At 49.3% G+C, this 25,294-nt stretch carries 21 protein-coding genes; 14 read left to right on the forward strand and 7 right to left on the reverse strand.

The features are described from left to right. Positions 1-12 precede the first annotated feature (12 nt). Positions 13-1,557, reverse strand: a complete 1,545-nt coding sequence (locus KIH39_RS18375; protein ID WP_213494686.1) for a tyrosinase family protein — start codon at positions 1,555-1,557, stop codon at positions 13-15. A gap of 206 nt (positions 1,558-1,763) precedes the next feature. Continuing rightward, positions 1,764-3,173, reverse strand: a complete 1,410-nt coding sequence (locus KIH39_RS18380; RefSeq protein ID WP_213494687.1) for a helix-turn-helix domain-containing protein — start codon at positions 3,171-3,173, stop codon at positions 1,764-1,766. Positions 3,174-3,503: 330 nt separating this feature from the next. Here KIH39_RS18380 and KIH39_RS18385 point away from each other — a divergent pair, with 330 nt between their 5' ends. From KIH39_RS18385 to KIH39_RS18435, 11 genes are all read left to right on the forward strand, one after another. Beyond that, a complete protein-coding gene (locus tag KIH39_RS18385; protein ID WP_213494688.1) occupies positions 3,504-3,878 on the forward strand; it encodes a hypothetical protein in 375 nt (124 codons plus the stop codon). Between the two features lie 173 nt (positions 3,879-4,051). After that, complete coding sequence (locus tag KIH39_RS18390) at positions 4,052-4,381, forward strand: hypothetical protein (protein WP_213494689.1); 330 nt, start codon at positions 4,052-4,054, stop codon at positions 4,379-4,381. Positions 4,382-4,700: 319 nt separating this feature from the next. Beyond that, a complete protein-coding gene (locus tag KIH39_RS18395) occupies positions 4,701-4,916 on the forward strand; it encodes a hypothetical protein (RefSeq protein ID WP_213494690.1) in 216 nt (71 codons plus the stop codon). A gap of 151 nt (positions 4,917-5,067) precedes the next feature. Further along, on the forward strand, positions 5,068-5,907 hold the full coding sequence (locus tag KIH39_RS18400) for a ParB/RepB/Spo0J family partition protein (protein ID WP_213494691.1): 840 nt from the start codon (positions 5,068-5,070) through the stop codon (positions 5,905-5,907). Next, a complete protein-coding gene (locus KIH39_RS18405; RefSeq protein ID WP_213494692.1) occupies positions 5,870-7,786 on the forward strand; it encodes a type IV secretory system conjugative DNA transfer family protein in 1,917 nt (638 codons plus the stop codon). Before KIH39_RS18400 ends, KIH39_RS18405 begins: the two co-directional genes overlap by 38 nt. A gap of 9 nt (positions 7,787-7,795) precedes the next feature. Then, the gene (locus KIH39_RS18410) at positions 7,796-8,074 is read left to right on the forward strand and encodes a hypothetical protein (protein ID WP_213494693.1); all 279 of its coding nucleotides are present in this window, start codon (positions 7,796-7,798) and stop codon (positions 8,072-8,074) included. Positions 8,075-8,135: 61 nt separating this feature from the next. Beyond that, positions 8,136-8,354: a hypothetical protein gene (locus tag KIH39_RS18415; protein ID WP_213494694.1), complete on the forward strand. Its 219-nt coding sequence runs from the start codon at positions 8,136-8,138 to the stop codon at positions 8,352-8,354. 142 nt (positions 8,355-8,496) lie between these two features. Next, entirely contained in the window at positions 8,497-8,769 is a 273-nt protein-coding gene (locus KIH39_RS18420) for a hypothetical protein (protein ID WP_213494695.1), read from the forward strand. Then, on the forward strand, positions 8,762-9,049 hold the full coding sequence (locus KIH39_RS18425; protein WP_213494696.1) for a helix-turn-helix domain-containing protein: 288 nt from the start codon (positions 8,762-8,764) through the stop codon (positions 9,047-9,049). Before KIH39_RS18420 ends, KIH39_RS18425 begins: the two co-directional genes overlap by 8 nt. Before the next feature lie 1,067 nt (positions 9,050-10,116). After that, positions 10,117-11,643: an ATPase, T2SS/T4P/T4SS family gene (locus tag KIH39_RS18430; RefSeq protein WP_213494697.1), complete on the forward strand. Its 1,527-nt coding sequence runs from the start codon at positions 10,117-10,119 to the stop codon at positions 11,641-11,643. A gap of 4 nt (positions 11,644-11,647) precedes the next feature. Next, positions 11,648-15,427, forward strand: a complete 3,780-nt coding sequence (locus KIH39_RS18435; protein WP_213494698.1) for a P-loop NTPase family protein — start codon at positions 11,648-11,650, stop codon at positions 15,425-15,427. A gap of 3 nt (positions 15,428-15,430) precedes the next feature. On the opposite strand, the gene KIH39_RS18440 is transcribed toward KIH39_RS18435, so the two are convergent. Beyond that, positions 15,431-15,835 (reverse strand): hypothetical protein, encoded by a 405-nt coding sequence (locus KIH39_RS18440; RefSeq protein ID WP_213494699.1) that lies wholly within the window; start codon positions 15,833-15,835, stop codon positions 15,431-15,433. A 567-nt stretch (positions 15,836-16,402) separates the two neighbouring features. Here KIH39_RS18440 and KIH39_RS18445 point away from each other — a divergent pair. The 3 genes from KIH39_RS18445 to KIH39_RS18455 all read left to right on the forward strand — a co-directional run bounded on the left by KIH39_RS18445 (position 16,403) and on the right by KIH39_RS18455 (position 19,354). After that, complete coding sequence (locus KIH39_RS18445; RefSeq protein WP_213494700.1) at positions 16,403-17,284, forward strand: polysaccharide biosynthesis/export family protein; 882 nt, start codon at positions 16,403-16,405, stop codon at positions 17,282-17,284. Positions 17,285-17,546: 262 nt separating this feature from the next. Beyond that, positions 17,547-18,719 (forward strand): zinc-dependent alcohol dehydrogenase, encoded by a 1,173-nt coding sequence (locus KIH39_RS18450; RefSeq protein WP_213494701.1) that lies wholly within the window; start codon positions 17,547-17,549, stop codon positions 18,717-18,719. 104 nt (positions 18,720-18,823) lie between these two features. Beyond that, positions 18,824-19,354 (forward strand): DUF4142 domain-containing protein, encoded by a 531-nt coding sequence (locus tag KIH39_RS18455; RefSeq protein WP_213494702.1) that lies wholly within the window; start codon positions 18,824-18,826, stop codon positions 19,352-19,354. A 69-nt stretch (positions 19,355-19,423) separates the two neighbouring features. Here the strand turns inward: KIH39_RS18455 and KIH39_RS18460 are convergent, their stop codons facing one another. The 4 genes from KIH39_RS18460 to KIH39_RS18475 all read right to left on the reverse strand — a co-directional run bounded on the left by KIH39_RS18460 (position 19,424) and on the right by KIH39_RS18475 (position 25,166). Next, complete coding sequence (locus KIH39_RS18460) at positions 19,424-20,857, reverse strand: J domain-containing protein (protein WP_213494703.1); 1,434 nt, start codon at positions 20,855-20,857, stop codon at positions 19,424-19,426. Positions 20,858-20,882: 25 nt separating this feature from the next. After that, a complete protein-coding gene (locus KIH39_RS18465; protein ID WP_213494704.1) occupies positions 20,883-21,854 on the reverse strand; it encodes a hypothetical protein in 972 nt (323 codons plus the stop codon). Next, complete coding sequence (locus tag KIH39_RS18470; protein WP_213494705.1) at positions 21,844-23,583, reverse strand: Hsp70 family protein; 1,740 nt, start codon at positions 23,581-23,583, stop codon at positions 21,844-21,846. The genes KIH39_RS18465 and KIH39_RS18470 overlap by 11 nt, the downstream gene beginning before the upstream one ends. A 692-nt stretch (positions 23,584-24,275) precedes the next feature. Further along, a complete protein-coding gene (locus KIH39_RS18475; RefSeq protein ID WP_213494706.1) occupies positions 24,276-25,166 on the reverse strand; it encodes an SDR family oxidoreductase in 891 nt (296 codons plus the stop codon). Positions 25,167-25,294 lie beyond the last annotated feature (128 nt).

Genomic DNA, 25,294 nt, shown 5'->3' on the forward strand with positions numbered 1-25,294 from the left:
AATTACTCGAACTCATTGATTAGTTTCGGAAACGAGCTTGATCGTAATGTTTGCTATCGGGATATCGAGATTTTGCTTTGCGAGATCGTCATCACTAACTCCGGTTGTGCTATGCGGTATGATGTGAATCTGCAGCTCTGGGAGTTTTCCCTTATTTGCTCGTTTGATTGCTTGAATCGTGTTGGTAATGTCAAATCCTTGAGTGAAACCTCCTCCGTCTTTGGCATGCCCGTGGCCGCCACCTGTCCTACCGAAAAATGAGATCCCCCCAACATAGCTTTTCCGAGAAACTTTCTCTCCGACAAGGGTCAGGTACACGTCAAATATTAGATTGGGCTTCGCTGGCGGCTTGATCCCTTCGATTCGTAGGAGAACCGAGGCGGGTTCTGCATCCGTTTTAGGGGGAGCATTCAAAGCAGTCATCAATTTGGGATGATTATCCGTATCAAACGATAATTGTTTCACGAAAGGCTTTGTATTGAGTTTTAAAGAGGGTTGTGCGGAAGCAATTCCAACGATTTGTGGTTCCACAAGTCTGACTCCTTTTACTGGCGGTCTCGCTGCAACGGTTCGAACTCTCCGCTGTTCTTCATCATAAATATACGCTCCAACAGCAAGGTTCAGAATTTCTGAAACAGACTTTACCACTCGGTTGCCATTTTCATCGTAATAAGGAAACTGTTGATCGAGCCAATCCGAATCCGAAGCATTCTGATGGGTTCGATCATCCAGCCAGCGATTCCAGAGCCTATCAACATTCGCATGGTGTAACCAGAAGATCGGGTCACGGGCCGCGGTTCTTGGATCACCCATATCTCCGCTGACAGCATCATGAATGAGGTCGTGAGCCCTAGATTCCATGACACCATGGTTGTCGGTCGAATCTGGTCGTGTCGGGAGTTGCGTTTTGGCTACTTTGATGCCACCGAAGGACAGTTCGGGATACTGGTTCGTGAATGCGGCGGTCTGTTTGGCTTGATTCCAGTCCATAGCAAATGAGCCGGTGGTGCCTGCTTCCGGATTGGGCCTGAGCGGCTGGCCACTATTAGCGGCATCACCACGCTGAGCATCGTACAGCGCATTAGGCGTCATTTGATACTGAAGCGCACGAAACGGGGCGGGGAGTGCATTCTGACCGGCAGTATCCCAACTCCAATATGGGAGATAAAAACTCGGATCACCCGACATTTTTTGGATAATTCGTTCGAAGTAATAAAGGTATCCCCGGTGCCAGGGAAGAAACCACCAGTTGCCGTGCATACACCCATCCCAATCGGGTTGCACGTTCACCGTTCCATCCGGTATACCATGCATGTTGGCCTGATATATCCAACTGAGAGGGTTTGTTTCTGGCAGCAAAATCATGGCCGCAACTGCTTTGCGGTAGGAAACCAGAGTAGGATGATTTTCATCCATCCCCGCAACGTTTTCTCGAACACCGGGACTCGAGAGATTGGGTTGAGCAGGCGTCTGACTTTTCGCATCAAAAGTCAAAATAGACGCGACAGTAACCCCTGCAGATTCCAGAAAAGAGCGACGAGTGATAGGCGAAAGCATTTCACACCTGGGTACGAGGAATCGGGCCGTAGAATAAGTAATATTTTTCTATCAAATAATACCGATCCAATTGCAAATATTGTTTGAAGAATTGAGCACGTATCATTGGGACTGAATGATTCCGCAGGTTCGAGTCATTCGTGATTACATCGAAAAATTCAAATTAGAGGAAAGCAATCGCTTATTTCAGGCAATTCAATCGATTATTAAAGCTCTTTCAGTTCAGGAAAAATCAAAAAGAGTGCGTGTGCATAATGTTCCGTGAGATGAACAGTTCCGTCTCTAAGAGCTCTTTTGACGCACAGCCCCGGTTGATCCTGTACGGCTTCTCTTTCGTAAATGACCGGCTGAGGCTGTTGTTGAGTGGGCGTGGCCACTCGGGTGATATCGTCGATTAATGTGTCGATGGCTTTTTCGTTACCCAAGCTCATTTCGAGTTCCAATTCGTTCCAGCGATTTCGCAAATTCACAAAATGTTTCTTGTCTCGCATCAGCAGTAGGATGTCGAGTACTTCGCTTCGATCCCGACAGCGGTAAGCCTCGATTAGTTCCAAAAAGGCATTTTTCACCAAAAAGTTTTTGGCAAATCTCTGTTTGGAGAGAGCACTTTTTCTCCCGGCTAGGGCCAGCCGGATTGAGGATCGCACGGTATATGGCATTCGAATCGAAGCGGGAACGGAAAGGGAATTCAGATCGTACCACCAGCCCACGACAATGTGACTCAAAGCGGTTCGGAGTAAGAATTCCTGCAACGCTTTTTTGTGATGCTTGGGGTACAGTTCCACCAGAGGAGCTAAAAGTGAATCGACGAATTTGTAGTGAATCGCTTTGGTCAGCTGGGCGTCTTGAAAAAATTCCGGTGTTTTGGCGAATACGAATTTCTCGAAATCTGCCGTTTTCTGAAGCACCGATTTATGGGTTCCCAAATAAAGGCGAGCTTCCCGCAAGATCCAGTCGTGCCAAATTTTCTTGTTCAAGGAGTAGGCATCGAACATGGCCATCATGTCCGATTGGAGGTTCCGACGATGAACGTGGTGGTTAAGAATCTCTTCGTGAGTGATTTGTTTAACGATCTGTTGCTCGTGATTTTTAAAAAGCGATGATAATTGCGTGGTGAGGAGTCGAGCGGGTGAATCCGTACCCGCGTTAGGCAACGCTGATGTCGTCCCGAAGCTATCGGAGTAGATGCTGGTAAACAGGAAATCTTCAAAGCAAGCGATGTAGGTGTTGCGGTTTTTAGTGCGTAAGGTCGAGGTGGCATCGCTGTCGAAGATCAATTCTCCCGCACATTGAAGAATGATCCCGTCGACGATCCAATGAAGACCGGTTTCGTCCGGACGCGGTTTTGCTACAGGTACTTCTCTAACGGGGACCGCTGGCTTCTGATCCTGTTCCGTCAAAAAATCTTCATAGACCTCGAGTGCCTCAGCTAATCTTTTGATGGAAGTAGCATCAGCGAATCCCGTTTTGATGATATTCGTTATGGTATTTTTCGAAAGTCCCGCTAAGTGGGTGAGTTCGGCTTGAGAGATTCCCCGGCAACACCGCAATTCTTCCATGCGTTTTACCGCGACTTTTATCCCTCGTTTTTTTCGTGGCGATTCGGGCTGAGTCATGATTTCCGGAGAAAAAAAATATTTTGGGATTAACTTGGGGTGTGCAAGCCCCCGACGTATGGGAAAACCAAATTCAGTGAAATTGGAACATCTGCTTCCTTTGAGACTTCGAAGCAATCCATGCGTGGCCGGTCAACCAAATCTCCGAAGCTCCCCTGCCTGAGTTATGATCAGGCAACCGATCTGATTGATCGGATCCAAAAAGGAGAGCACGATTTCACGCAGGGTTCGACATTAGCGATTCTGCTCCTACCCACGAAAACTTCGAGCAAAATTGTCTCGAAATTTAAGAAAAATTCACAGTCAATATCCCCCCCACGAAGGCAAAATATGCACTCGGATGATTTATTGAGTCTGGGAAAACCGGTACTGGATCACCTGGAAGAATTGAAGATTTTCTATCTGATCGGGTGTGCGTATCAAGACCAGCGGAGATCCCTTCGAGATATTGCCCGAGAGTTCAGCAATCGGGATTGCCAGGGCCGACTTGCGGAAGGCATGCCGACGAGTGCAAGCAAGCTATCGGTTGTCATCGCCGAACTCGAACGACAAGTCTTTGGTCCCTTTTTCAAATCCGAGTTTTTTTCACTTCTGGAATTTCCTCAAGGGCGGGGAAAATCCGCCGTTTTGAGTGAAATGGGGCAGCAGGCTTGGCAGCTGACGCGACAGTTCCTGAACGACTATTACGAACTGCCCGAGTGGTAGTCACTGGGAATCTCCATTTCTTAGGCGTGGAATCGATATTGCTTGACTTAACCGGGAAATAACCGCTTAATGTCGAATAGCAATTTCACAATTTGTTCCCGATGCCCAAATCCGAAGTTCCCCTTGATTTCATCGATTATCAAGCCATACGATTTCCGAGCGATCAGATAACGATGCGGGACATTAGACGCGTCCATCCGGATCTTTTCGACGTTGAGGATGCACCTCGATTCCGAAAAATCGTCGATCAAAGCTCTTTCACGCTCGATTTGATTTTGTATTTAGAACGACTGCTAGCGCGGGCAGCGTTTGAGAAAGCCTTGGGCAAGACGGAAGACGTACTTCAGAGACGCGGGCTCGATCGGCAAGATTGCGTCGAGGAGCTGACTCAATTTTACGAAACCTATGGCATCGCGCACGCTCAGGGAAAGCATCAGGCAGAGGTATTGATCCAGAACATCGAATCTCAAGCTGCTTCTCAAGCAAGATCGTATTCGCGCTGACTGTTCTTGATTCGGGAACAGTTCAACTCACTGTTTTCTTTTCAGAAACAGAATTTTCAGACCCCCCTCTGTGAACGTATAGTTCACGTAGCGATGGTGATTCGACAACTTTGAATTATTCGAAACGGATAGCTTAAAGCCGAATCGAAAATCGCAACAGGAGGATGAGCTCTCATCGGTTCAGACTTCTGCCCTGGGTTGGTTAAGTTCCCAAAGTTCGAGTAGGTAGCTCACCACTAGAAGTCGCGGTAAAACGCGTCGCGGGGAAGCTCTGCGCTTTGGGATGAGTGAATTTGGTACTAACGCGAGGAGGTGACGGTTGCGAAAGCGGAACGGGATCGAGGGAATCTCGGAAGTTCACGCTTTATTGTCCAGCGGCTGGGCAGATGTGGGTAAGCACTACTTCTTTGAGGACCAGATTGTGTTCGATGGGGTGATGCTGCTGTTCTTGGACGACTTTGTATTGGTCTTGATCTTAGTGTGGCTGCGGATCTTCAGGAAGAAAAGCACTACCGGTGAATACCGGGGCGCTTAGCACTTATTGAATCTCGAGTCGGAACCGTGCGCGGCTCCGACTCAAATCGCCCTTGCAGGAACTTACTCAAGAATCTCCGAACGTACGCCGGACGCTGATTTCAGCGTCGCAGGGATTCTTCGTGCTTTAAGGAGGCAATTTGACCGGAATTATGCAACCGAAACAAGAACATCCTCTGGAATTCGGTTTGGTCGACGCGGAGAGCTTGATTGTCGATCCGCGCGAGGCCGAACGGCATCTGAGTTCGCCGGAATTCCCGGCCTTGGTGGAGAGCGTACGCCGGGACGACATTCTGCAGCCGCCGGGCGTCCTGCGGAATCTCCAGGTGGCTTTCGGTACTGGCCGAGTTTTGGCTAAACGTAAGGCCCGACCGGGCGAGCGCATTTTGGTCTGCTGGCTGCAGGAGTCGATGTCGGAGGCGCAGTTCAACCTTCTGAAATGGGTGGAGAATATGCGTCGCCAAAACTGGACTCCGACCGAGCAAAGCGACCGGCTTTTTGATCTCAAGCAACTGCATGCGGATCTCAACCAGAAGCAGCTGAGTGATCTGGTGGGACTAACCCCGACTAAAATCTCGACTCTTCTGGCGGTCTTCAAATGTGCTCCCGAGGTGCAGAAGCTCTATCGGGAAAACCTGCTGACCCCGAGTGATTGTGCCGAGCTAGCCCAGTTGCCGGTGGAAGTGCAACGCGCCCTGGCCAGCCAACGAGCGAGTGGAGAGATCCTCAATCGCGAGGCCTTGAAGAAGCTTCGCATTCAGCATCAGACCTCCGAAACGACGACCGTGAAATCGTCGCGCGTTCGCATGCAGATCGGAGGAGTTCAAATCCTGGTTACGGGAAGCTCGGTCTCCGTGGAAGATCTGTCGGAACTCTTCAAAACCGGGCTGAATCACTGTCGTCGTGCGGAAAAAATGCGCTGGGATATTCGCACGCTGGAACGGGTTCTCGGCGATGAAAATCGGAAGGAGGATCCTCATAGCGAAATTTAATCGGGCAGTTTTGGTTCTGGCCGTCCTGGTCCCGTTCGGTACCGGCTTCGTTTTTTTGATTCGGTTATTACCGCCGCCCTTGGTTTTGTTCTTCCTGATTTGTTCGGTCGTTCGACTCAAACGGGTCAGCCCCAGTCTCTGGGCGATGGGGACTGCAAGATGGTCGAACCATCAAGACCATCAGCGAGCCGGAATGCTCGAGCCCAACGGCGGGATCATCCTGGGTCGCAGTAGTACCAGTCGTTCACCGCCGCTGCGGGAGGCCATCCGGGGATTATTCGATCCCTACCTCGATGACGAAACGGCTGTGAATCGGGTGTTGCCGCTCGGACGCAAACGGTGGCAAGTCGAGAGCCAGAACACCTGGGTGCGAATGCCTCGCTGGGTTCCGCACACCGTAATTTTTGCACCAACGGGCGCTGGCAAAAATGTGTCCATCGCTTCGCCCTTCCTGTTGACCTGCCCCGACAGTTGCGTCGTGGTCGACTACAAGGGGGAGTTGGCCCGAGACCTAGCGGAATTTCGGAGAAGGCGATTTGGGCATCGGGTGGTTTTGCTGGATCCTTGGCGACTCTGCACCGATCAGCCGGACATGCTCAATCCGCTCGATTTTTTCGACGGGCAAGATCCGGAGGTTTTGCAGGAGGCTCTCGACCTGGCCGAGGCCTTGGTGATACGGACCGGCAAAGAGCATGATCCCCACTGGGCCGATTCGGCCGAGGTGCTCCTGACCGCTCTGATCGTGGCGGTGGCCTTCTTTGCCCCGGAAGCGGAACGGAATCTCCAAAGCGTTCGCGAACGCTTGATCGATCCGGAGAAGTTTCAAAGTGCGATCCAGGCTTTGTGTGCCTCGGACGCTCTGGGGGGTCGATTGCGGCGGTTTGGCCATCAGATGATGGCCTATCGGGATAAGGAGCTGGGATCGGTACTGACAACGGCGAATCGAAGCCTTCGCTTCTTGGATTCCCCGGCGGTTGGGGAGAGCATGCGGGTGTCGAGTTTTGACCCCGCAGAAATCCGCGAGCGGACAACGGCGTTTTTGATTTTACCGCCAACACATCAGAGGACGCAATCGCCTTTGATGCGTTGCTGGCTGACCTGCCTGATACGGGCGGTGGTGAAAGGAGGTTTGCAGGAGAAAAATTTCGTCCACTTTGTTTTGGATGAAAGTTCGTCCTTAGGACGGATGGACATCTTGATTGACGCGGTCGAAAAATTTCGGGGCTATGGACTGAAATTGCAGTTCTATCTGCAGTCGCTGGGCCAGCTTAGGCAGCACTATCCGGACGGTTTGGATCTCACGATTTTGTCGAACACGGCGCAGATTTTTTTCGGAATTAACGAGCCGACCACGGCTGATTTTGTGAGTTCGCGACTCGGGGATGCGACCATCTGGGTGGAGAGCCAAGGCGATGGCGAGGGGAATGGAGTCTCCTCGGGCCGGGGGGGCGTGGAAGGCCGCAACCGAACGTTCAACACGAGCCGGAACTTCAACCAGCAGTCGAGACGGCTGGCCCGACCGGATGAGCTGATGCGATGGTCGAATCGGATGGCGGTGACTTTTGTGCCCGGGCTGCCGCCGATTAAGACTCGATTGCTGCGCAGCTACGAGGAGTTGGAATTGTACGAACCTCGCCCTCCTCGGAAGTATGCGAAGTGGCCGTTGGTAGCGCAGTCGTTAGCGACGTTAATTGCTTCCATCGTGATGGTGGCCTTTGTGGTCGATGTGCTGACTGACAATCAGCCTCGCACCTATCGGACCCGGACGATGATGCCCACGGAAGCCAAAAAAGCCGCTTTGCCGAATCAGAAGACCGGCCAAGCACTCAAGGGCGGGAATACTTCCCGACCCGTATCGCCGAAGTCTTCGAAACGCTAGAGGAGAGAAATGTCGAGACAAAATCGCGAGCGGATCGCCGCTCTGGGGGAAAAGGAAGAAAAGCCTTTCGATTGGAAGGCGATTTTCGAACGCTTTGTTCGAGAAGTGGATGCCGAATTCCGACGCCTCGGCTCACATGGAGCTTCGGAATTGGCAGCCAGTTTGTACACCGGTTCAGCGTTTGTTCTTTACGGTAAGGAACGCGAACAGCTCAACGAGGTTTCGCGGATCAACGAGCAGTTCCGCGAGATCGAACGCCAGCAAGAGGAATTGCAGCGTGGTCTTTAACTGGGGATGGGATTCACACGCGGGGTGTGATGAACATAGTTTCTTTTTGGGGGATAGTTCAATGCGTTTTCCGATTGTGCCTTTGATTAGTACGGTCTGTGCGGCATTGGGTCTGGGCGGACTCTACTGGTACTACCAGCTGAGTAAAGAAGAGCAGCAAGAGGCGGATCGAATCGCCATGGGCTACGCCCGTAGCCTTTACAACAAGACGGTCGAGGAGCTGACCTCCAGCGAGATCGACAAGATCCGGGCTCTCACCAAGAGCCACTTCAGCGCCTAATGCTCAGGCGCTGATCGTCAACCTTCGGGCTCCAGGGGTTCAAAGCCCCTTGGGCCTTCTTCCACAAACAATCTTCGTAGCAGCGGTGCTGGATCTCTTCCGATGAGGGACTTTCCGGCCTGCTTTCTGGGAAAGGGGTTTTATGGTTATTGCATCCGTTCATTTGGACACTGAACAGCCAGGGAGAACCTTACGCGAAACCAAGATCGAGATCGCCTGCTCCGGAGCGAACGTGGCGATGGATTATCTGGAGGGGGACTATACCCCGCAACAGCGGAAGGAAATCCGCCGAGCGATTCGGCGGGGAATCCTGAACGGGATCTTTGTCTATAGCGATCTCCTGCGGGCGCGAGCCCAGGAATCGGCGAACACCTATTCGGTCTGCCGTTTGGGACTGGGAGGTGATAATGACTAGTGCGGAGCCATTGCTCTCGCAGATCCTCGAGCGGCTCGATCAGTTGCAAATCGGCCTCGATCAACTGGTCGAACGCGAGAAGATCAAAGAGTGGTACACCACCGAAGAACTGGCCAAAGTCGTCGGCAAGGCGGAATTTACCGTCCGCGAGTGGTGTCGGCTGGGTCGCATCAAAGCCCAGAAGCGACAGAGTGGCCGGGGCAAGTTCCTGGCTTGGGTGGTCTCGCACGAGGAGCTTCTGCGATTCCAGCGGGAGGGGTTGCTGCCTCTGAAGAACTGACTTGTGGTTCACTTTTTTCCATTCTATGTGTCGCATCCTTCTACACATTCACATATCCCGAATGTGTAGAAGGAGAATGCGCTTACGCGTGACGAATCTGCCAGTGAACCAGCTTCTATCAATATCTTCAGCCATTTTTGGGCAAAATTCCTGCGGGGTAGTGAAAATTGCTCTCTTCCCTGGTTTTCATTACCAACGTACATCGCTTAGAGATTTTCGAATTCGGTTAACTCTACCTTTACGGGCGCAAGAGAGATGTTGCTGACTTACAACGAGACGAAAAATCCGAACCAGACAAGATCGTAATTAGGCTTAGGCTGAACTACTGCTTCTCCAGTAGCCAACTTCGTTTCAATTGATTCAAAAAATGCAGAAATCGTCGAATATTTTGAACTTAAGGCAAGTTATTCATCCAAGTGAGAGGTAGCGGTGTGAAATTCCTAATGCTCAGCTCAAAAGCTCGAGTCGCGATTTTAAAGGCAAATTAATAAAACTATTGGTTGACGATGAAGTCGAAAATAATTATAAATTTGTTTGATTGTAAGCAGTATTTCTCACATGGGTTCCAACCCCCAAAAGGAACATTATCGTGATTGAGGCACCTTTGGTCGGATCATTTCTTCAGGAAAAATCGACGTCAGAAATATTTTTCGCATCCGTCTATTTCAATTTTCCAGATCTAAATGACCAAGCTCTGACGATTCCAACTTACTATGAACTGTTGGCGATACTAGAAACGAGGGCTCAGTAGCTGAGGACGTTTGGTTTTTCTTCTAATTTTTAAGGGAAATGCTACAAGCTATGGTGAACGCGACGTGTGAGGATTTTAATAATCGTATTCAGAAGAACCAATTGGTAAACCATCTATTTCCTCGAGTTCAATACTTATCATAATCTCAGATTGTTCCACTGCTACTAACTCTATATTCTTGGTGGGAGATTTTTCCATTAAAACACAAGATGTATATTATCTTTAGTATTTTTTTCTAGAACCGCTTATCATGACTAGATTTAAAAAGATGCCATCTTTCGTTCTCTTTTCCTGAACTGAACACTGAGTGAACTTAATGGATACACCTAGCCTAATTTTGCCCTGGGATATAGTTAAACACTCACTTTGTTCAAGTGAATTTACTCTGCGCCTAAGGTTAGAAGACTTGGGGAATTCCGATGCGGGTTTGACTAAATGGCTAGAATCTTATAAACGATCAAACTCAAATGAGTCGTCTTTACCTTCAAATGATCCACGATCCTGGAAAATATATTCTCACGATACAGAGTTGAAAATTATTATTAACGATTCTGGAAATAGTTATGAATCTCATGGTAGGGCTATCTTCACTCGAATGCGTTGTGGTGAGCAGGTCAGCTTGACCTATCGCCATCTTGGCAAACCAATAATAGTGTCCGATAAGAGAATTTACTTCTTGCCAAAGAAAATTGATACTAATACTAGGAAATTGATAGAACAACAAATAGAGAATAATGATCTTGAAGCAGAAAATTCGCTAAAAGATCTGACCGCAAAATTTAAGCAGCTCGATGATATCGAAGTAGATAACGACATTATAAACCTATTCAATTATCTGAGTTCTCAACCAAAATGCGAAGATGATTATCTACTAAGTTTTGCTGAATTGCACAACTTCGTTTTTCGACGGCTCCAATCGCGAGGAGATCAAACACTTCCACAGGGACTTTTAATTATCTCAGGAGCCACAAAGTCTGGTAAAAGTGAGATGTCTCGGGCTCTGATCGCAAGGTGGCTGATACAAGCTCGGTGTGAAAAAAAAGGGTCAGGCTTTCGAAATCCCCATCTACTTACAATTGAAGATCCGATCGAGAAGCCTCTGTTTAATGAAAAACACACAGATGAAAGTCTCTATCAAAAATACGGGATAGATTACACACCACGACTCATAGGGGTAGATTGTGCAAGCGTAAGAAATGTGCTGAATGATGCTCTAAGGCAAACCCCTTCCATCGTTTACATTGGCGAAGTGCGCGGTGGCGATGATTGGAGTGCGATTCTCGACTTCGCCGCAACCGGCCATTTCGTTGTTGCCACTGCTCATGCGTCGAGTTTAACCGAAACATTTTTAAGAGTTTTTAATGCGATCGGGGTAAAAAAACCATCTGATTTCATACAGTATGCACAACGTATTTTTGGTATTGTGAGTTTACGCTCAATTTCTGCAATCGATTTCAAGTCTGGGATTTATCGCTCCGAGGGCAAGAAAGAATCGACTGTAAAGAAGCTAGGTAATTCTGTTATCGTGCCTTCCTTGTGGCGTAATACTAACGAGGCGATCGCCAAACTTGCAGGCGATGGATTAGCATCGCTCTTGCCCTTTAGGCATGGAGTGCCAAATGATTGGACTAAAGCGACCGCATTGTCCGGTACCCAGGGTCGAGCGAGCTGTCTCGAGTGGTTACTGGCATACCATCTATCTAATGAACCGATGAAATCTTGGATTTACTCGAATAAAGAAAATCTCAATTCTGTTACAAATTTTTCTAAGGAAGAACTTAAAATAATCTTAGCATCTCAATGGCTCAGAAGAGCCATTGCGCTTGACCTCGAAGGAACTTAGGCACATGGCAATTAACGAGCGAAAAAGCAGTAGATTGAGATTCGGGATTTACGAACTTGATTATCTCTTGAATAAGGACAATCGTTGTGTTTTTGCTGAGTCGGTGACGGCGATGAATTCTCAAGAAGACCTCCCACCGGAACCTAAAGAAGTTCACTCAACAGCCCCAGACACCAAACCTGCACTAGGATGTCTTGAGATTGAGGCCGTGAACTCGGGATGCATGAGCCTCTGCATCTTAGGACCCGATGGGACTGGCAAATCCCTTTTGGCTTTACACCTCGCTAACCATTACTTGGTTGATGCTAAAACAATTGGAAATTGCCAGCCTTTGGCGCTCTATTTCTCGACGGATCTCTCTCAGTCCCAAGCTGAGACTTCGTGGAAAGCATTTGCTCTGGACAATCCTCAACTCAGGTGGGAAGAGCTACCATCCTTTGCTAAAGGATCGGACGGTGAAAAACCTACACTGAACAACATTGGGTTTCGCGGGGTGAAACCATTTCTAGAGCACGACGGATCTCATAACAGCCTCCTAAGCTCACTTTGTGTGGGGAATCTGCCTTCCGATCCTATTGAGTTGTTTTTTTTAGACAGTCAGGCTAAACCATGCGGCGATGACTGGCTATATTTGAGTCGTTTTATAAGTACTTTACCTCTTCCCTCAGGTGACAGTTGGCCCCATCTTTTATTGATTGATGCAGTCGAAGGGTTAGAACCCGCTTTCGGTCGTCGTGATATATTCGGGCATGAGTCGGCAGGCCGAACTCGTCTAGCGCAATTGATTCGTGCGGCTCGAGAAAAGTGTCATATTGTATATGTTGTCGAGGAGCCAAGGCCAGGAGAGACTCTAGATACGCAATATGTTACAGACGTCGTAATTCGTCTGACAGTTGAAAAGACGGGTAATTATTCTCATCGAACAATTGAGGTCGAAAAAGCCAGAGGTGCTCAGCACATTCGCGGACAGCACGATTTTGCGATTCGATCTGGTGTTGGCTCTGCAACGGGTGAGCAGGTGAATGCAGACGATCCTAAAGTTCCTCGGCTCAAAAATACTCATAGAGAAAATATCGCTTACATGCATGTAATGCGATCACTACATTCAATGAGTAGACAGGTGCTCGAATTACCCTCAGGAGAAACGCCTGACATCAACCCAAGACGAGACAAAGTTTATGGGTTTGGGATCAAATATCTGGATAGCCTTCTTCCAAGAGTCGAGAGTAGTCAGGGAGACGAAAGAACAAATGGCTTGATCGGCGGTACGGCCTCAGCTCTCATTGGACCTTTAACCACACACAAGAGTCGTCTAGCGCGAGCGTTTTTAGCTCAAGTTTTGCCCGATGGTCTGGATGATTATCTTGAATCGCTTGAATCCGGGAAGCAACCTTCACTAAAGCCCACTATCAAAGAACTAGGAGTATTAATCTCGACTCAAAGAGTGGACCGATCTGTACTTTTCCGAACTGCATGGCAGCATCGTTTTGGTAAACCATTTGCAGCGAAAGACACTGCGCAAGCCGTCCGACATACAACGAAATTGATCGAAGATAATTTGTGTCCGTTTATCGTACGCAGGCTTGAAGTTCATCGCTATTCGTCGCAAGGGATAGTACATGTAATCAAAGAGTCCATTCAAAGTGCTCAGCAGCAATTACTCAATCTTAGTGATCCATCAGGGAACTTATATAAAGTTGAGGTAAAAGAGAAACACGGAACAACGAAGACACGCGAAATTTGTCGTAATATAAGATTTGTGTTCGATGATTGGCATGTCTTTCAAGATACTTTTCCCGAAGCTGCGCAAGATCCCATGCTGCTACCACACATTTTTCACTTCCTTAGTCGCCAAGGCATCACGGCACTTTTTCTCGACACTGAACCTGGCATTCCATTAATGCCGGACGCACATTCTGATGTTACGCTCCGAGCTTTGGCTTCAAGACACTTATATACATGGCTTGTGCCATTTTACGGAGAACGAAGGATTGCAATAACGACAACACCTCCTGCTGCATCAGGAGTACCTTCCCCAATATTCGAACTTAGGCCACGTAGAGTCGAGCAAAGTACACAGTTTGAAGACGAACAATTGATTGTTGATCCTCACTTTGAAATGTACACAGGCTTGGAATCTTCAGATATCAAAAGAGTAGCACTAAAAGTGATCCTTTATAACGGTGCAAAGAAAAAGTCCGACGAGGAGCCTATTGAAGGAGAGTACATCACAACAATTCGCCAACTGATGAGTGACCTATTCGGGAATGAGGATCACTCGACACTCGAAACGGTCGACAGTGCAGGATACGATCGGATGCGGGATTACGTCTATCTGCAAGATGGAACTCGCCTAGATCATACTTTAGTTATGCAAGTTGATGAATTCTGGTCGGAGAGCATCCCGTCGTTAGCAGACTTGACAGATTATATGAATGATGAAACCGACATCAATGAAAAAGAATTAAGTGATATTGAAGATCCATCTCGGCTTCGTAGGGGACAGAGGAGTCGATTGGAGGTATTTAATGTTGTCACAAAAAAATTTAAGAATGACTACAATTTGTATTTCAACAAAGAGAAAAAACCACTTCGAATAGACAAGGTTCCATTTCTTTGGGATTTTGGCTTCTTATTAGCAAATCGTGAGCAGTGGCTCTCCATAGCAAAATCGCAACCAAACTCATCAGAGATTTGGTCGGCTCTTTCGGTATTTGAACTCAATTCAGGTGAATATCATAAAAAACTGGGATCAGAGAAAGACAGATATATTAGTTGGTATCAGTTCTTCGGCATATGTGAACTCGCTCGGAGTCGAGGATATATCCCTTTTGATATCGACTTGCAAACATCAGAAGTTCTCTCCTGTTTAGTCCTTGAAGTTTGGTGCTCGATTTTGCTCGATTTGCGTATAAAACTGCCAGATCAGATACTTAACGGCATTAGACATGATGAAGCAACTATGTCGACAGGACTAGTCGAATTGATCGATCTTAAAGATGAAAAAGGTGTTAAATGCGGTGAACTGGCATTGGCATTGGCGTTACAACTCATTTTTAGTAACCTTCCAAAAATGGAAATTGAGGGCGGCTCTTTTGTATGTCGCCCTGCAAATCCGAATGCGTTTACTGCGAGACACTATTATTCGACTGCTGCTCGAAAAAACTATAACTCCGGCCGTTTAGTTCCACTAAAGCTGCCGGGATGGTTCTCTGTTCGTGGTGATTGGTTTTTAGGGCTCGCAAAAGGAAGTCGGTCACCTCGGCTTGGCTTAAGAGCTATGGACTTATTATGTAGTACCAGAGGCAATTTTGAACGACTCAGAGCAGGAATTGGATTACCAGTACGCGAGATCTTGAGTGATGATAGTGTAGGTTCTGTCCGAACTGCGCTCGTGGCTCCATGGAAAAGTGATTTGACTCCCAATATGGATATTGGACATATCACACTGGAAGCGCTTTATGCCATCGCACCTGACAGCAATCCTTCAGAACCCAATAAACCACAGTTCAACTTTCTCTGGCGATCTTTGCTGCAACACTACGATCAGACATCCAGGCGATTTCACAGATGGTTAGGACGAATGTACCTTATGCATGACGCATGGAGAATTCATTTCAAAGCATTAGAAGACTCTTGTTGGAAGGATCTTGGATCTTTACAAGATGGAATAAGCAATGCTATCAAAGACATTGAAGAGCAGGAACGGAACAAAAAAACCGAGGATAAATTTTCCACTCAAATAGAATTACTACGCTCGATGTTAAAGCAAGGAATAGATTAATCGCTAAAAGCTTCTGCCAGACATGATCTTCGTCTGGTTTTTTTCAGATAGCAGCTCTTTCGAGGCGGCGTCAAACGCTTCCTTCGATGCTTCTGAAAAATCCTTGAGATTGCTACAGTGCCTTCTATAGACGGCCTCCATGGATCCTTCGGTTGAAACTGTAATGTCCCATTCACGCGGCTTATGTCTCCAACGAGAACACCAACCCCTGACTAAAGGTTTAGTTTCGCCAAAGTCAAATACTAGTCCGTCATCTGCTGTCTTAAAATTTGGTTTTTGGTTGATTGATGGCTCTGCATTATAAAAAGCCGTGATCATAGCTCTGACGGCATCTAAATATTCGATCCCCGTCGCAGTCCCCTCCTGAACGGGACCACTATTTTCTCTGGTTGCATCAACTTCATTCATAACTTCCTCCAAGTTTAGACTAGTATTTATCGCTAATACACCGCTAAGGGAATTTCTCCAAGCACTATTTCTAAAATCGGTTTTATTTCTGTTCCAATATGATTTTATCTGCAGTTTTGCTGCAATAATAGGCCATGTGATTGAAATATACCTAGAATGGACGTAGGTACGAAAATTGCCATAAGTAACTTAAATAACTGGATTTGCAGTGCGAACAAGTTGCGAAGCTAATGTGACTGAAAGTGGTCTTAACTAGCCTCAGGAGCTAGTCCTCGCAAGGGGGTGCAGGTTCAACTCCTGTCCTCGGCATCTCAATTAACGAAAAGGCCTGCGGTTCCTACCGCGGGCCTTTTTGCATTTCGGGAATCCCCAATTCCAATTCGTCCGGTGAAATAATAACAAACTTTAGAATTGAAAATATTTATCTGGACAGCCCAGCCTAGTTCCCCCTCCTATTTCCTCAAAACCGGCAAATTCAACCCATTCCCAGTCAATTTTTCGTTCTCTAAAGCCCGATTTACTTTGAAGTTTCGAATAATCGCTATTTTCCGGTTAGGAGGGAGAGAAGTGAACTTTCCGGCTCTGTTACGAACGACTCATTTTTGGATGATAGGTTTCTCGCTGGCTCTTGCTACAGGCTGCAGTAGCACGGGCAATTCGGTGAACCCCTTCGCTCAGGATCACAAGATGATCGACTCGGCGAAAGAGCTCCGATATACCGGTGTGGCCCCCCTGCCCCGCGAACTGAACAAACAGCCGCTCGAGGCTTACGTCGTTGAACCTGGGGATGGATTATTGATCCTTCCTGCCGAGATCGATTCGACGATTCGGGTGCCGAGCGATCAGACCGTTTTGCCCGATGGCACCATCGATCTGGGTCGGTATGGCCGTCCGCAAGTCTCCGGGCGAACTCTGCCGGATATCGAGAAGATCGTGAATCAGACGGTCAAGGCTCAGTCGAATGCTCCGGAACCGGGCAAATCGAACCTTTTGACGGTGCGATTGGTAAACCGGGTTAGCAAGGTTTACTACGTACTCGGAGAAGTGAACACGCCGGGCGCCTACCCGATTCAAGGTCGCGAAACGGTGCTGGACGGAATTCTGGCCGCGGGTGGGCTGAACAGCAAATCGTCGCGCAAAAACATCATTCTGGTACGGCCCAGCCTGCCGGAAGGTTGTCGAACGGTGCTGGCGGTCTGCTATCCGGAGATCGTACAGTTGGGAGACACTTCCACGAATTACCAGTTGCAGCCGGGCGATCGCATTTATGTCTCGAGTAAATGTTTCTTTGAAGGTGTTTTCCACAAGGAGCCTTGCGTGACCTGCACCGGTCCACAGCGTTCCTGCGATTTCGCTGGAGGAGCTTGTGGCGCACCGGCCGCCACTCAAACACAGATTGGTAGCGCGGCTGTCCCCCCAAACCCCATGCCGACGCAGTTACCTCGCTAAGAAATGAATTTCGCATACTTCCCTCGGACGACCGGGGGAAGATTTCATTTCGCATAAAGAATCGGAAGACCTGAATTATTCAACTATTAATGAGCATACCATTTCGCAGATTTGAGTAATTTAAGACTTAAAGATCTTTATAGTTCCGGCAAAACACTTCCATTCTAATTCATAAAGCCCATCTATTCTCCCTGAATCGCTTGGCATATCAATTGCAATCGCTCGAATAGGACTTCTCGGTTAATTCGAATGGATTTCACTCATGAGAGCGCTGTGCTGGTACGGAAAAGGCGATGTACGAGTCGAAACGGTTCCTGATCCGAAAATTCAGGATCCGAGGGACGCCATTATCAAAATTACCACAAGCGGCATTTGCGGGTCGGATCTCCATTTGCTCGATGGCTACATCCCGACGATGGAAAAAGGGGATGTTCTGGGCCATGAGCCGATGGGTGAAGTTGTGGAAGTTGGCCGGGAAGTCCGCAATTTAAAGAAGGGGGACCGGGTAGTCGTTCCCTTCACCATCTCCTGCGGAAGCTGTTTTTTCTGCCGAAAATCGCTTTACTCCTGCTGCGATAATTCGAATCCGAACGCCAAGATTGCCAAGCAATTGATGGGACACTCCCCCGCCGGGCTATTTGGTTATTCGCATATGCTCGGCGGCTTTCCCGGCGGTCAGGCAGAATATCTTCGAGTGCCCTTCGCCGATGTGGGGCCATTGAAGATCGATTCGGATCTTCCCGACGACAAAGTGATTTTCCTCTCCGATATTTTCCCGACGGGTTATATGGCAGCGGAGAATGCTCAAATTGAAGCGGGTGATACCGTGGCCGTCTGGGGGTGTGGCCCGGTGGGGCAAATGACGATTAAGTCGGCCTGGATGTTCAAAGCGGCCCGGGTGATAGCCATCGATTGCGTGGAAGAGCGTTTGGAACTAGCGCGAAAAGAAGGCCGGGCGGAAACGATCAACTTCGAAAAGGAAGATGTCTACGAACGCTTGCAGGCGCTGACGGCCGAGCGTGGTCCAGATCGTTGCATCGACGCCGTGGGATGTGAAGCCCATGCGGCAGGCACGCTGGGCAACGTCATGGATAAAGTAGCTTCGCAGGTGAAGGTGACGCCGGATAAATCCCACGTACTCAACCAGACCATTATCAGTTGTCGCAAGGGGGGCACGATATCGGTGCCGGGCGCGTATGGCGGCTTTCCGGATAATATCCCGTTCGGGGCATTTATGAATAAAGGGCTGACTATGAAAACCGGTCAGACCCACATGCAACGTTATATGAAACCGCTGTTGCAGAAAATTGAATCCGGTGAAATCGATCCCTCCTTCGTGATCACTCATCGCGTACCTTTAGAGGAGGCTCCCGAAGCTTATAGAAAGTTTCGCGATAAAAAAGATGGGTGTATTAAAGTTGTGTTGAAGTTTTAAATTCGAAGAATCTTGAAAGCTGCTAAAACTGAGCAGCGACATTTCCCTTTCAACTCTCAAGGCCGGGTTGATGCCCGGACTTCACTCTCAATAGGAGCTTTTGCATGAAAACTTTTCGATTTCTTTCAGGTTTTATAGCTTTAATGTCCTTTGCCGTGAATCTAACAGCGCAAACCGCTGTTCGAAATAGCGATGACAAGAAGCCTTTCAACGACGCCGAGTTCGTAAAGAAAGCCAGCAGTGGTGGCTTACATGAAGTCGAGTTGGGCAAGTTGGCCGAGACCTCGGCGAGCAATAAGGAAGTTATTAAGTTCGCGGATCGCATGGTGACCGATCACTCCAAGGCGGGGCAGGAGCTTAAGGATATTGCCAAAGCCGAAGGCTTCGCGGTTACGGAAAAGCAGCTCCCCGAACATCAGAAAGAATTCGATGCGTTGAAATCTTTAACGGGTGCGATGTTCGACAAGGAGTATGTGAAGCATATGGTTAAGGATCACGAAGAGGATGTGCATGAATTCACTCGCGCTTCCAAGGAAGCCAAGAATCCCAGGTTGCGAGCCTTCGCGGAAAAAACGCTCCCGGTGATCAAAGAGCATCTGGAAATCATTCGGAAGCTTGAAACGAAGTTCGAGTAAATTAATAACTATTTCTTAATAGCAAGCGGGGGGATTAATATACCTCGCTTTCTATATATTTTTCCCGCCTCATTGACTTCCCGCCAGGCGATAGGCCAGGCAGACAATCTTGGCGTTAAGATCGTTATTTAGATCATCTAATAATTCTTGCTCTGATCTCGTTTTACGATCCATCATCGATTCTAGAGCCTGAATACCCCGCTCGAAAATCAACCGCTCCTTCAGACAGACATGTACTAAAATTTGGCGAATCCTCCTGAAAGTCAATGAGCCGCGCAAATTGGGAAAAGAGATCTCCCCGAGAAGTCTTTTCAATTCCGCCTTTAGCCAGGGACTTTCAACATCGGTCTCGGAATCATCCGTTCGCCAAAGTTCGTTCATCAGAGCCGCATGCAGAAGCGAATTGATAACCGGCGCCACAACTGCAACCTTCTCCAGTCGGTTCAGCCATTTGATGGGCCGGATCTCCATTGAGTTTAGAAAGCCCAGATAGTCGGCCGTGCAGGTTATGGAGTCGTTCAACCAGTTCGCCGCCAGAATTTCAAACACGTAAGGTATTGGCGGCATCCGGGCCTGAAGGGATTTCCAACTCAGGCGAATCAGCTGCAAGGATTCACAACGATCCAGCTGGTAATTGCGGTCGCTGCGCATTGCGAAGGAATTCAGATAAACGAGGATTCGATCCAGTAACTGACTCGCCCGATTCTCATTCATCGGCAACCAGGCGACGTAATCGAACATCTGAAGGACGAGGCGGAAAGCCAGATCTTCGTCGACTTCTGTGTAATGCTGCTTCAGTGTCTCAAAGTCCTCGATGAATTGCAGTATATCCGAGGTTTCCCAGAGCGCGCGATAGCGGATTTGATACCAGTGCGATAAGTGGAGGCTCGTGCTGGGCAAGTTCTTCAGTTCCAAAAATTCCGGAGTGTTCACCAGCGTTGCGTCGACAAAAATTTCCCGGCGCAGCAGTTCAGTCAGAGGCTCCGCCCAACCGAACCGTTTGAGTCCCTCATAAAGCCAATTGGTCTCGGGACAGAGATTCTTAACCTCCGAAAACAGTTCGCACAACCAGTAAAGTTGCACGTAGTGAATGGGAGTGGCCTGAAGTTCCGTGACGAGACGATTCAAACCCCGGTAGGCCTCCAGGAGTTGACCATCCACGGCCATCTGCCAGAAGTCGGTGAGCTGCGGAGCCGTATGACCTTCGGGACCGGTACTTGTAATTGTGAAAGCTGGCTGAAAGCTGTTCGGTTCAAAATTTACAATCAGCGAACTCGTTGCCGTGAGGTCGTCTGCTTCCTGATCTTCGAAGCGCTGCAGAAATTCGTAGTGCTCGCGAATTTTTCGAAACTGTTCCGGATGATGTTCGGGCCGAAAGCGACGAATCAGCTTGTTATAGCTCCGCTTCAGATCCTCGCGAGTGAATCGATTCGAAAGACCGAAAAGTTCCCGCGGATTAGCAGGCCAATGTTTGAGATCTTCGGGCAGATCTTCCGGAGGCATGGGATCTTTTATCCTTCAGGTAGGATTAAGGCTTCTTCGCTTTGATGTCGCGCAGATTCTTTAATAAGCTATCTTGCGCTTGCATCCGCTTTTCATAAGCCGCATCGGTTTCATTTGGTTTCTTGATCCAATAGGGTGTCGAATCCTTGGGCTGAATGATCGTAGGCTTCCATTGCGTGTTGGAGGGATCGGGCGATCGGCTGGTCGAACCGGAATTCAGTGCTAGACAGCCACGCATTAGGAAAAGCATCAACACAAAAATCATGAATGAACCAGATCGACCGCTTCCTCCGTCCGAGTTGGAGCTGCTACTCTGCTTCTGCTGACTCGGGTTCTGTCGGGCCTTCCCGAGAACTTTCTCCCGGTTTGGTATTTCAATTTCTTCCTTCAAAGCCGAGTCGTCGGGAGTGATAAATTGCTTTAAACCGGGTAGCGACTCGATCAACTCCGGATCGTCGTTCTTGATCGTTCCCAGCAGAATCCGGTTCTGATGAACATCCGCTTCAAACCACGCTCGGCTTTTCGCGGCAAATTCGGTGGGAGAATTCAGCAACCACTCGGACGAGAGCGTACGCAACTTCTCCCCTTCGGGGGTGGCCGGTTTAATGGCCGCTACCAGTTGGGCATTTCGAAAAGATTCCAGCTGCCGTTGGAAGAGGGGATATTTTTCAGTGACAACGTTCAACCGGTCGATTCTTTCTTGCCGTTCGAAAACGTTGAGAGTCCAGAACTTGCTTCGAAGATCGGCCAGCTGCATTTTGATATTGGCATACTCGCCGTCGGTCAGTTTCAGCGTTTGTACGGCCCGTCCCACGGACTGGCCGCGCAAAAGCATAATGAGGGCGGCCTGCCGGTTTTTGTCTGGGGTGAACGATTGCTCCTGGAGCATCTTCAATATCGCCTGATCGCGAGCCGCTTCCTCGGAATGCTCGTTCAGGCCGAGCATATCCAGAGCCCAGAATTCCGGAGGTCGATTGTCTGAAGGTTTAGGGTCCATCTTCCTCCGCCTTTTCAGATGGATCGAAGGCACTGAGAAATTGCTGAAGCTCCTGTCGGGTCGACTCGATCAAGACGGGATCCTGATGATTCATCGCGGCTTCAAAGGTATCCATTAGAACCGCGAGACGCTCGCGAAGTTCCCGGCTCAATTCCGCGTAAAGTCGCTCGGCCCGCAGCAGCACATAGCGGTTGACTTCATTTTCACGGGGATGAATCTTCAAGGTGGCCATGGCTTTCAAAGCCGCCTCGATCTGGGCCGCGGACATCTGTTTGGCACCGGAGGTAATTACGAAATTCTTCTTCTTGCCCGTCTTCGCAATCGTCGCCTCCACCTCCAGTACGCCGTTGAGATCGTAGGTGAATCGAATATCGACCTGTTGGCCGGGCGGTCCCTGGGGAATGCCCATCACATCAAATTTGCCCAGTAAAAGATTTTGATCTGTCTTCCGGCTATCTCCCTGATACACCTTCACCGTGATCATTGTCTGATTGGGTTCCACCGTGGAAAACGATTCCACGCGACTCACCGGGATGGTGGTGTTGCGTTCAATAATCGGGGCGAAATAGCCGTCGGTGTAACTGCCACCCAATTTTTTCACCGTCTCGATACCCAGGGTGAAGGGGGCAACATCGGTGACCACCAGATCGTCCAGCGCGGCCGAACGACTGAACAGTCCGGCCTGAACGGCCGCCCCCATAGCAACCACCTCATCGGGATTGAGGCGAATCTGCGGTTCGCGGCCCAGCATCTGCTTCACCCGATCGCGCACCATCGGCATGCGGGTGGCACCGCCAACGAGAATGACTTCGTCCAGCTTTTCTTTGGGCAGGCGGGTATCGTTCAGCACCCGGCGAACCGGCAATTCGGTGCGGGCCAGGAGTGATTTGATGCGATCCTCCAGTAGTGACCGATTGATTTCGAAAGTGGGTGTATCCTCGGTAATAATACCTTGCCGATTGGGAACCTGAACCGAGACCGTTTCCTGCTGACTGAGCTTGCGTTTAGCGACTTCGCAGAGTTGAATCAGCCGGGAGACTCGTTTGGGAGTGTCAATTTCGGCACGTTCAAAGGAAACCCCTTCGCGATCCAGGATCATGGCGGCGATGGCGCGGGTAAAATCTTCGCCGCCGAGAAAGTTCTCGCCGGAGGAGGCTTTCACTTCGAGAGCTCCTTCGAAGAATTCCACAATGGAAACATCGAAAGTACCCCCGCCAAGATCGTAGATCAGGATCGTTTTGTTCTGCTGGCTTTCGTGCAGGCCGTAGGCAATCGCGGCAGCCGTCGGTTCGTTGAGAATTCTCTGAACTTCCAACCCGGCGATCTGCCCGGCGGCAATCGTGGCTTTGCGCTGCCGGTCGTTGAAGTAGGCCGGGACGGTGATAACTGCCTTAGTCACCGGATGACCGAGATAGTTCTCCGCATCGCGCTTCAAGGCGGCCAGGATGAGGCTGGAAAGCTCTTCCGGAGTGAACGTTCGCTTGGAAATTTTGGTGGTCCATTCGGTGCCCATGTAGCGTTTGAACAGGCTGGCCGATCGTTCGGAATGAAGTACTTGATATTCCTTCGCGGCGGAACCGACGAGAACTCGTTCTTTTTCATCCAGTGCAACGACCGACGGGGTGAGATTCTGCCCGAGCGAATTGGGAATGAGCTTCGCGCCCTCGGGCGTCATAATAGCCACGGCCGAGTTGGTGGTACCGAGGTCAATGCCGATGATCGTATCCATAGGGCCGCCCGAATGAAGATTCGTTGGATTACTTCAAGTACGCGTGATTGCAAGGAGACAATCCGGGGCCGTCAAGTTCGCCGCTCGATTGTCTGGGACGCCGGTATACAGGGAGAGATTGGCGCGAAAAAATAACTTTTAGCGTAGGCTATGATGTTCCGGCTGGTCTAGCAATCCACGGGACCGGTTTTTAACGCGAGACGAAGGAGCCCATCTTCAACCCTGATTAATTTGCGGTTTCAAATTTATGAAGCACTTAACCACTCAGAACGGCGTCGAAGTGCGCTGCAGTAAAAAATTGAGAGGCTTCCGGGGCCAAGCAGCTTCAAAGCCAGTCCCCTACTGGTTAAATCCAAAGCCATTCAAATGCAGAGCACATGGAGAGCGCAGAGGGAATCAGATTGCGGGGGAGGATGTTTCGGACTCTTCAGAGAATTGAAAATGCGAAGCATTTTCAACACAGCGTAATCAGTATTCTTCGATTTCTCTGTGTACTCTGTGTTCTCTGCGGTTAAATGCATTTAAGAATCCTAAGCTCGGGGACTGGCTCCGGTTTCGTGCCAGTCGCCGAGGGAAGACAGATGGAAGAGAGGTTTGTCCGAGGCCCGCAAAGTTTAGGATAATCAATTGGGGACCGGCACCTTCGGAACCAGTCCCCTTCTAAGAAATTTGCTTTTTTGATAGGGATCAAACTATGCGGAGACGCCGTGCGTGTGCCCGGCGGTACCCGCAGCTTCACTCGACTGATGCAACGCCCCGGCCGTATTGCGCGGCGGATCCTCCGTTTGTAATTTAGCAACCTGGGAGGCGATTACTCGGTCCTCCACTGCCGGGAAGAGAGTCGCCAGCGTGGTGCTGATCTTGGCCATGGTGCCCACCCGTTTTTCACGCACCGGTTTCACGGCTGCGGAAAGAATTGCCGCCGCGACTTGCTTCGGATCGAGTTTGGGATCGGGCAGCGCCGGTTCATGTTCCAGATAGTTGCGGGCATGTTGAGGAAACGGCGTATTCACGGCCGTGGGCTGTATAAGAGTGATGGAAACCGGCGCTTTATCGACTTTCTCCACTTCCACTCGTAAAGCATCGGTAAAACCTTTCACGGCATGCTTGCTGGCGGTATACATTCCCAGAAGTGGTGTATACGATTCGGAGACTTCGCTACCGACATTGATCAGCGCCCCGCCATTTTTGCGCAGATGGGGAAGCGCGGCCCGACTGCCGTGCACCACTCCCCAGAAGTTGATGTCGAACAGTTTTCGATCATCGTCTTCATTGGTCTCATCCAGTCGACCATAAAGGCCCAGACCGGCATTATTGATCCAGGTATCGATGCGACCGAAGCGGGCGATGGCCTTTTCCGCCAATTGTTGCACCTGTTGCGGATCGGATACATCGCAGGTTACCGCAATAGCTTCCGATCCGAGACGAGCGACGATGTTTTCCAAGGCTTGACCGCTCCGTGCAGCAAGCACCAATTTTGCACCGCCTTTAGCCGCGGCCTCGGCTGTCATCAAACCGATACCGCTCGAAGCACCCGTTATCACGATCACCTGATCGGCGAGTTTTTTTAATTTCACACTCATGTCATCTCCCTGATGCTAAACTCCTGTTTTCCTCGGTCCGATTCCGAGAATCGCTTCCTTTAAAGATGACCTGCAAGCGTTAGGCCAAAGAAAATCCCCAGACGATTTTTAATCGATGAGTATTAGAA

This window comes from Telmatocola sphagniphila (genome assembly GCF_018398935.1).
GTDB lineage: Bacteria > Planctomycetota > Planctomycetia > Gemmatales > Gemmataceae > Telmatocola > Telmatocola sphagniphila.

Bases quoted from the DNA above. Each gene is read 5' to 3' on its own strand.
- KIH39_RS18375 (WP_213494686.1), bottom strand. From the start codon at position 1,557: ATGCTTTCGCCTATCACTCGTCGCTCTTTTCTGGAATCTGCAGGGGTT.
- KIH39_RS18380 (WP_213494687.1), bottom strand. From the start codon at position 3,173: ATGACTCAGCCCGAATCGCCACGAAAAAAACGAGGGATAAAAGTCGCG.
- KIH39_RS18385 (WP_213494688.1), top strand. From the start codon at position 3,504: ATGCACTCGGATGATTTATTGAGTCTGGGAAAACCGGTACTGGATCAC.
- KIH39_RS18390 (WP_213494689.1), top strand. From the start codon at position 4,052: ATGCGGGACATTAGACGCGTCCATCCGGATCTTTTCGACGTTGAGGAT.
- KIH39_RS18400 (WP_213494691.1), top strand. From the start codon at position 5,068: ATGCAACCGAAACAAGAACATCCTCTGGAATTCGGTTTGGTCGACGCG.
- KIH39_RS18405 (WP_213494692.1), top strand. From the start codon at position 5,870: ATGAAAATCGGAAGGAGGATCCTCATAGCGAAATTTAATCGGGCAGTT.
- KIH39_RS18410 (WP_213494693.1), top strand. From the start codon at position 7,796: ATGTCGAGACAAAATCGCGAGCGGATCGCCGCTCTGGGGGAAAAGGAA.
- KIH39_RS18415 (WP_213494694.1), top strand. From the start codon at position 8,136: ATGCGTTTTCCGATTGTGCCTTTGATTAGTACGGTCTGTGCGGCATTG.
- KIH39_RS18420 (WP_213494695.1), top strand. From the start codon at position 8,497: ATGGTTATTGCATCCGTTCATTTGGACACTGAACAGCCAGGGAGAACC.
- KIH39_RS18425 (WP_213494696.1), top strand. From the start codon at position 8,762: ATGACTAGTGCGGAGCCATTGCTCTCGCAGATCCTCGAGCGGCTCGAT.
- KIH39_RS18430 (WP_213494697.1), top strand. From the start codon at position 10,117: ATGGATACACCTAGCCTAATTTTGCCCTGGGATATAGTTAAACACTCA.
- KIH39_RS18435 (WP_213494698.1), top strand. From the start codon at position 11,648: ATGGCAATTAACGAGCGAAAAAGCAGTAGATTGAGATTCGGGATTTAC.
- KIH39_RS18440 (WP_213494699.1), bottom strand. From the start codon at position 15,835: ATGAATGAAGTTGATGCAACCAGAGAAAATAGTGGTCCCGTTCAGGAG.
- KIH39_RS18450 (WP_213494701.1), top strand. From the start codon at position 17,547: ATGAGAGCGCTGTGCTGGTACGGAAAAGGCGATGTACGAGTCGAAACG.
- KIH39_RS18455 (WP_213494702.1), top strand. From the start codon at position 18,824: ATGAAAACTTTTCGATTTCTTTCAGGTTTTATAGCTTTAATGTCCTTT.
- KIH39_RS18460 (WP_213494703.1), bottom strand. From the start codon at position 20,857: ATGCCTCCGGAAGATCTGCCCGAAGATCTCAAACATTGGCCTGCTAAT.
- KIH39_RS18465 (WP_213494704.1), bottom strand. From the start codon at position 21,854: ATGGACCCTAAACCTTCAGACAATCGACCTCCGGAATTCTGGGCTCTG.
- KIH39_RS18470 (WP_213494705.1), bottom strand. From the start codon at position 23,583: ATGGATACGATCATCGGCATTGACCTCGGTACCACCAACTCGGCCGTG.
- KIH39_RS18475 (WP_213494706.1), bottom strand. From the start codon at position 25,166: ATGAGTGTGAAATTAAAAAAACTCGCCGATCAGGTGATCGTGATAACG.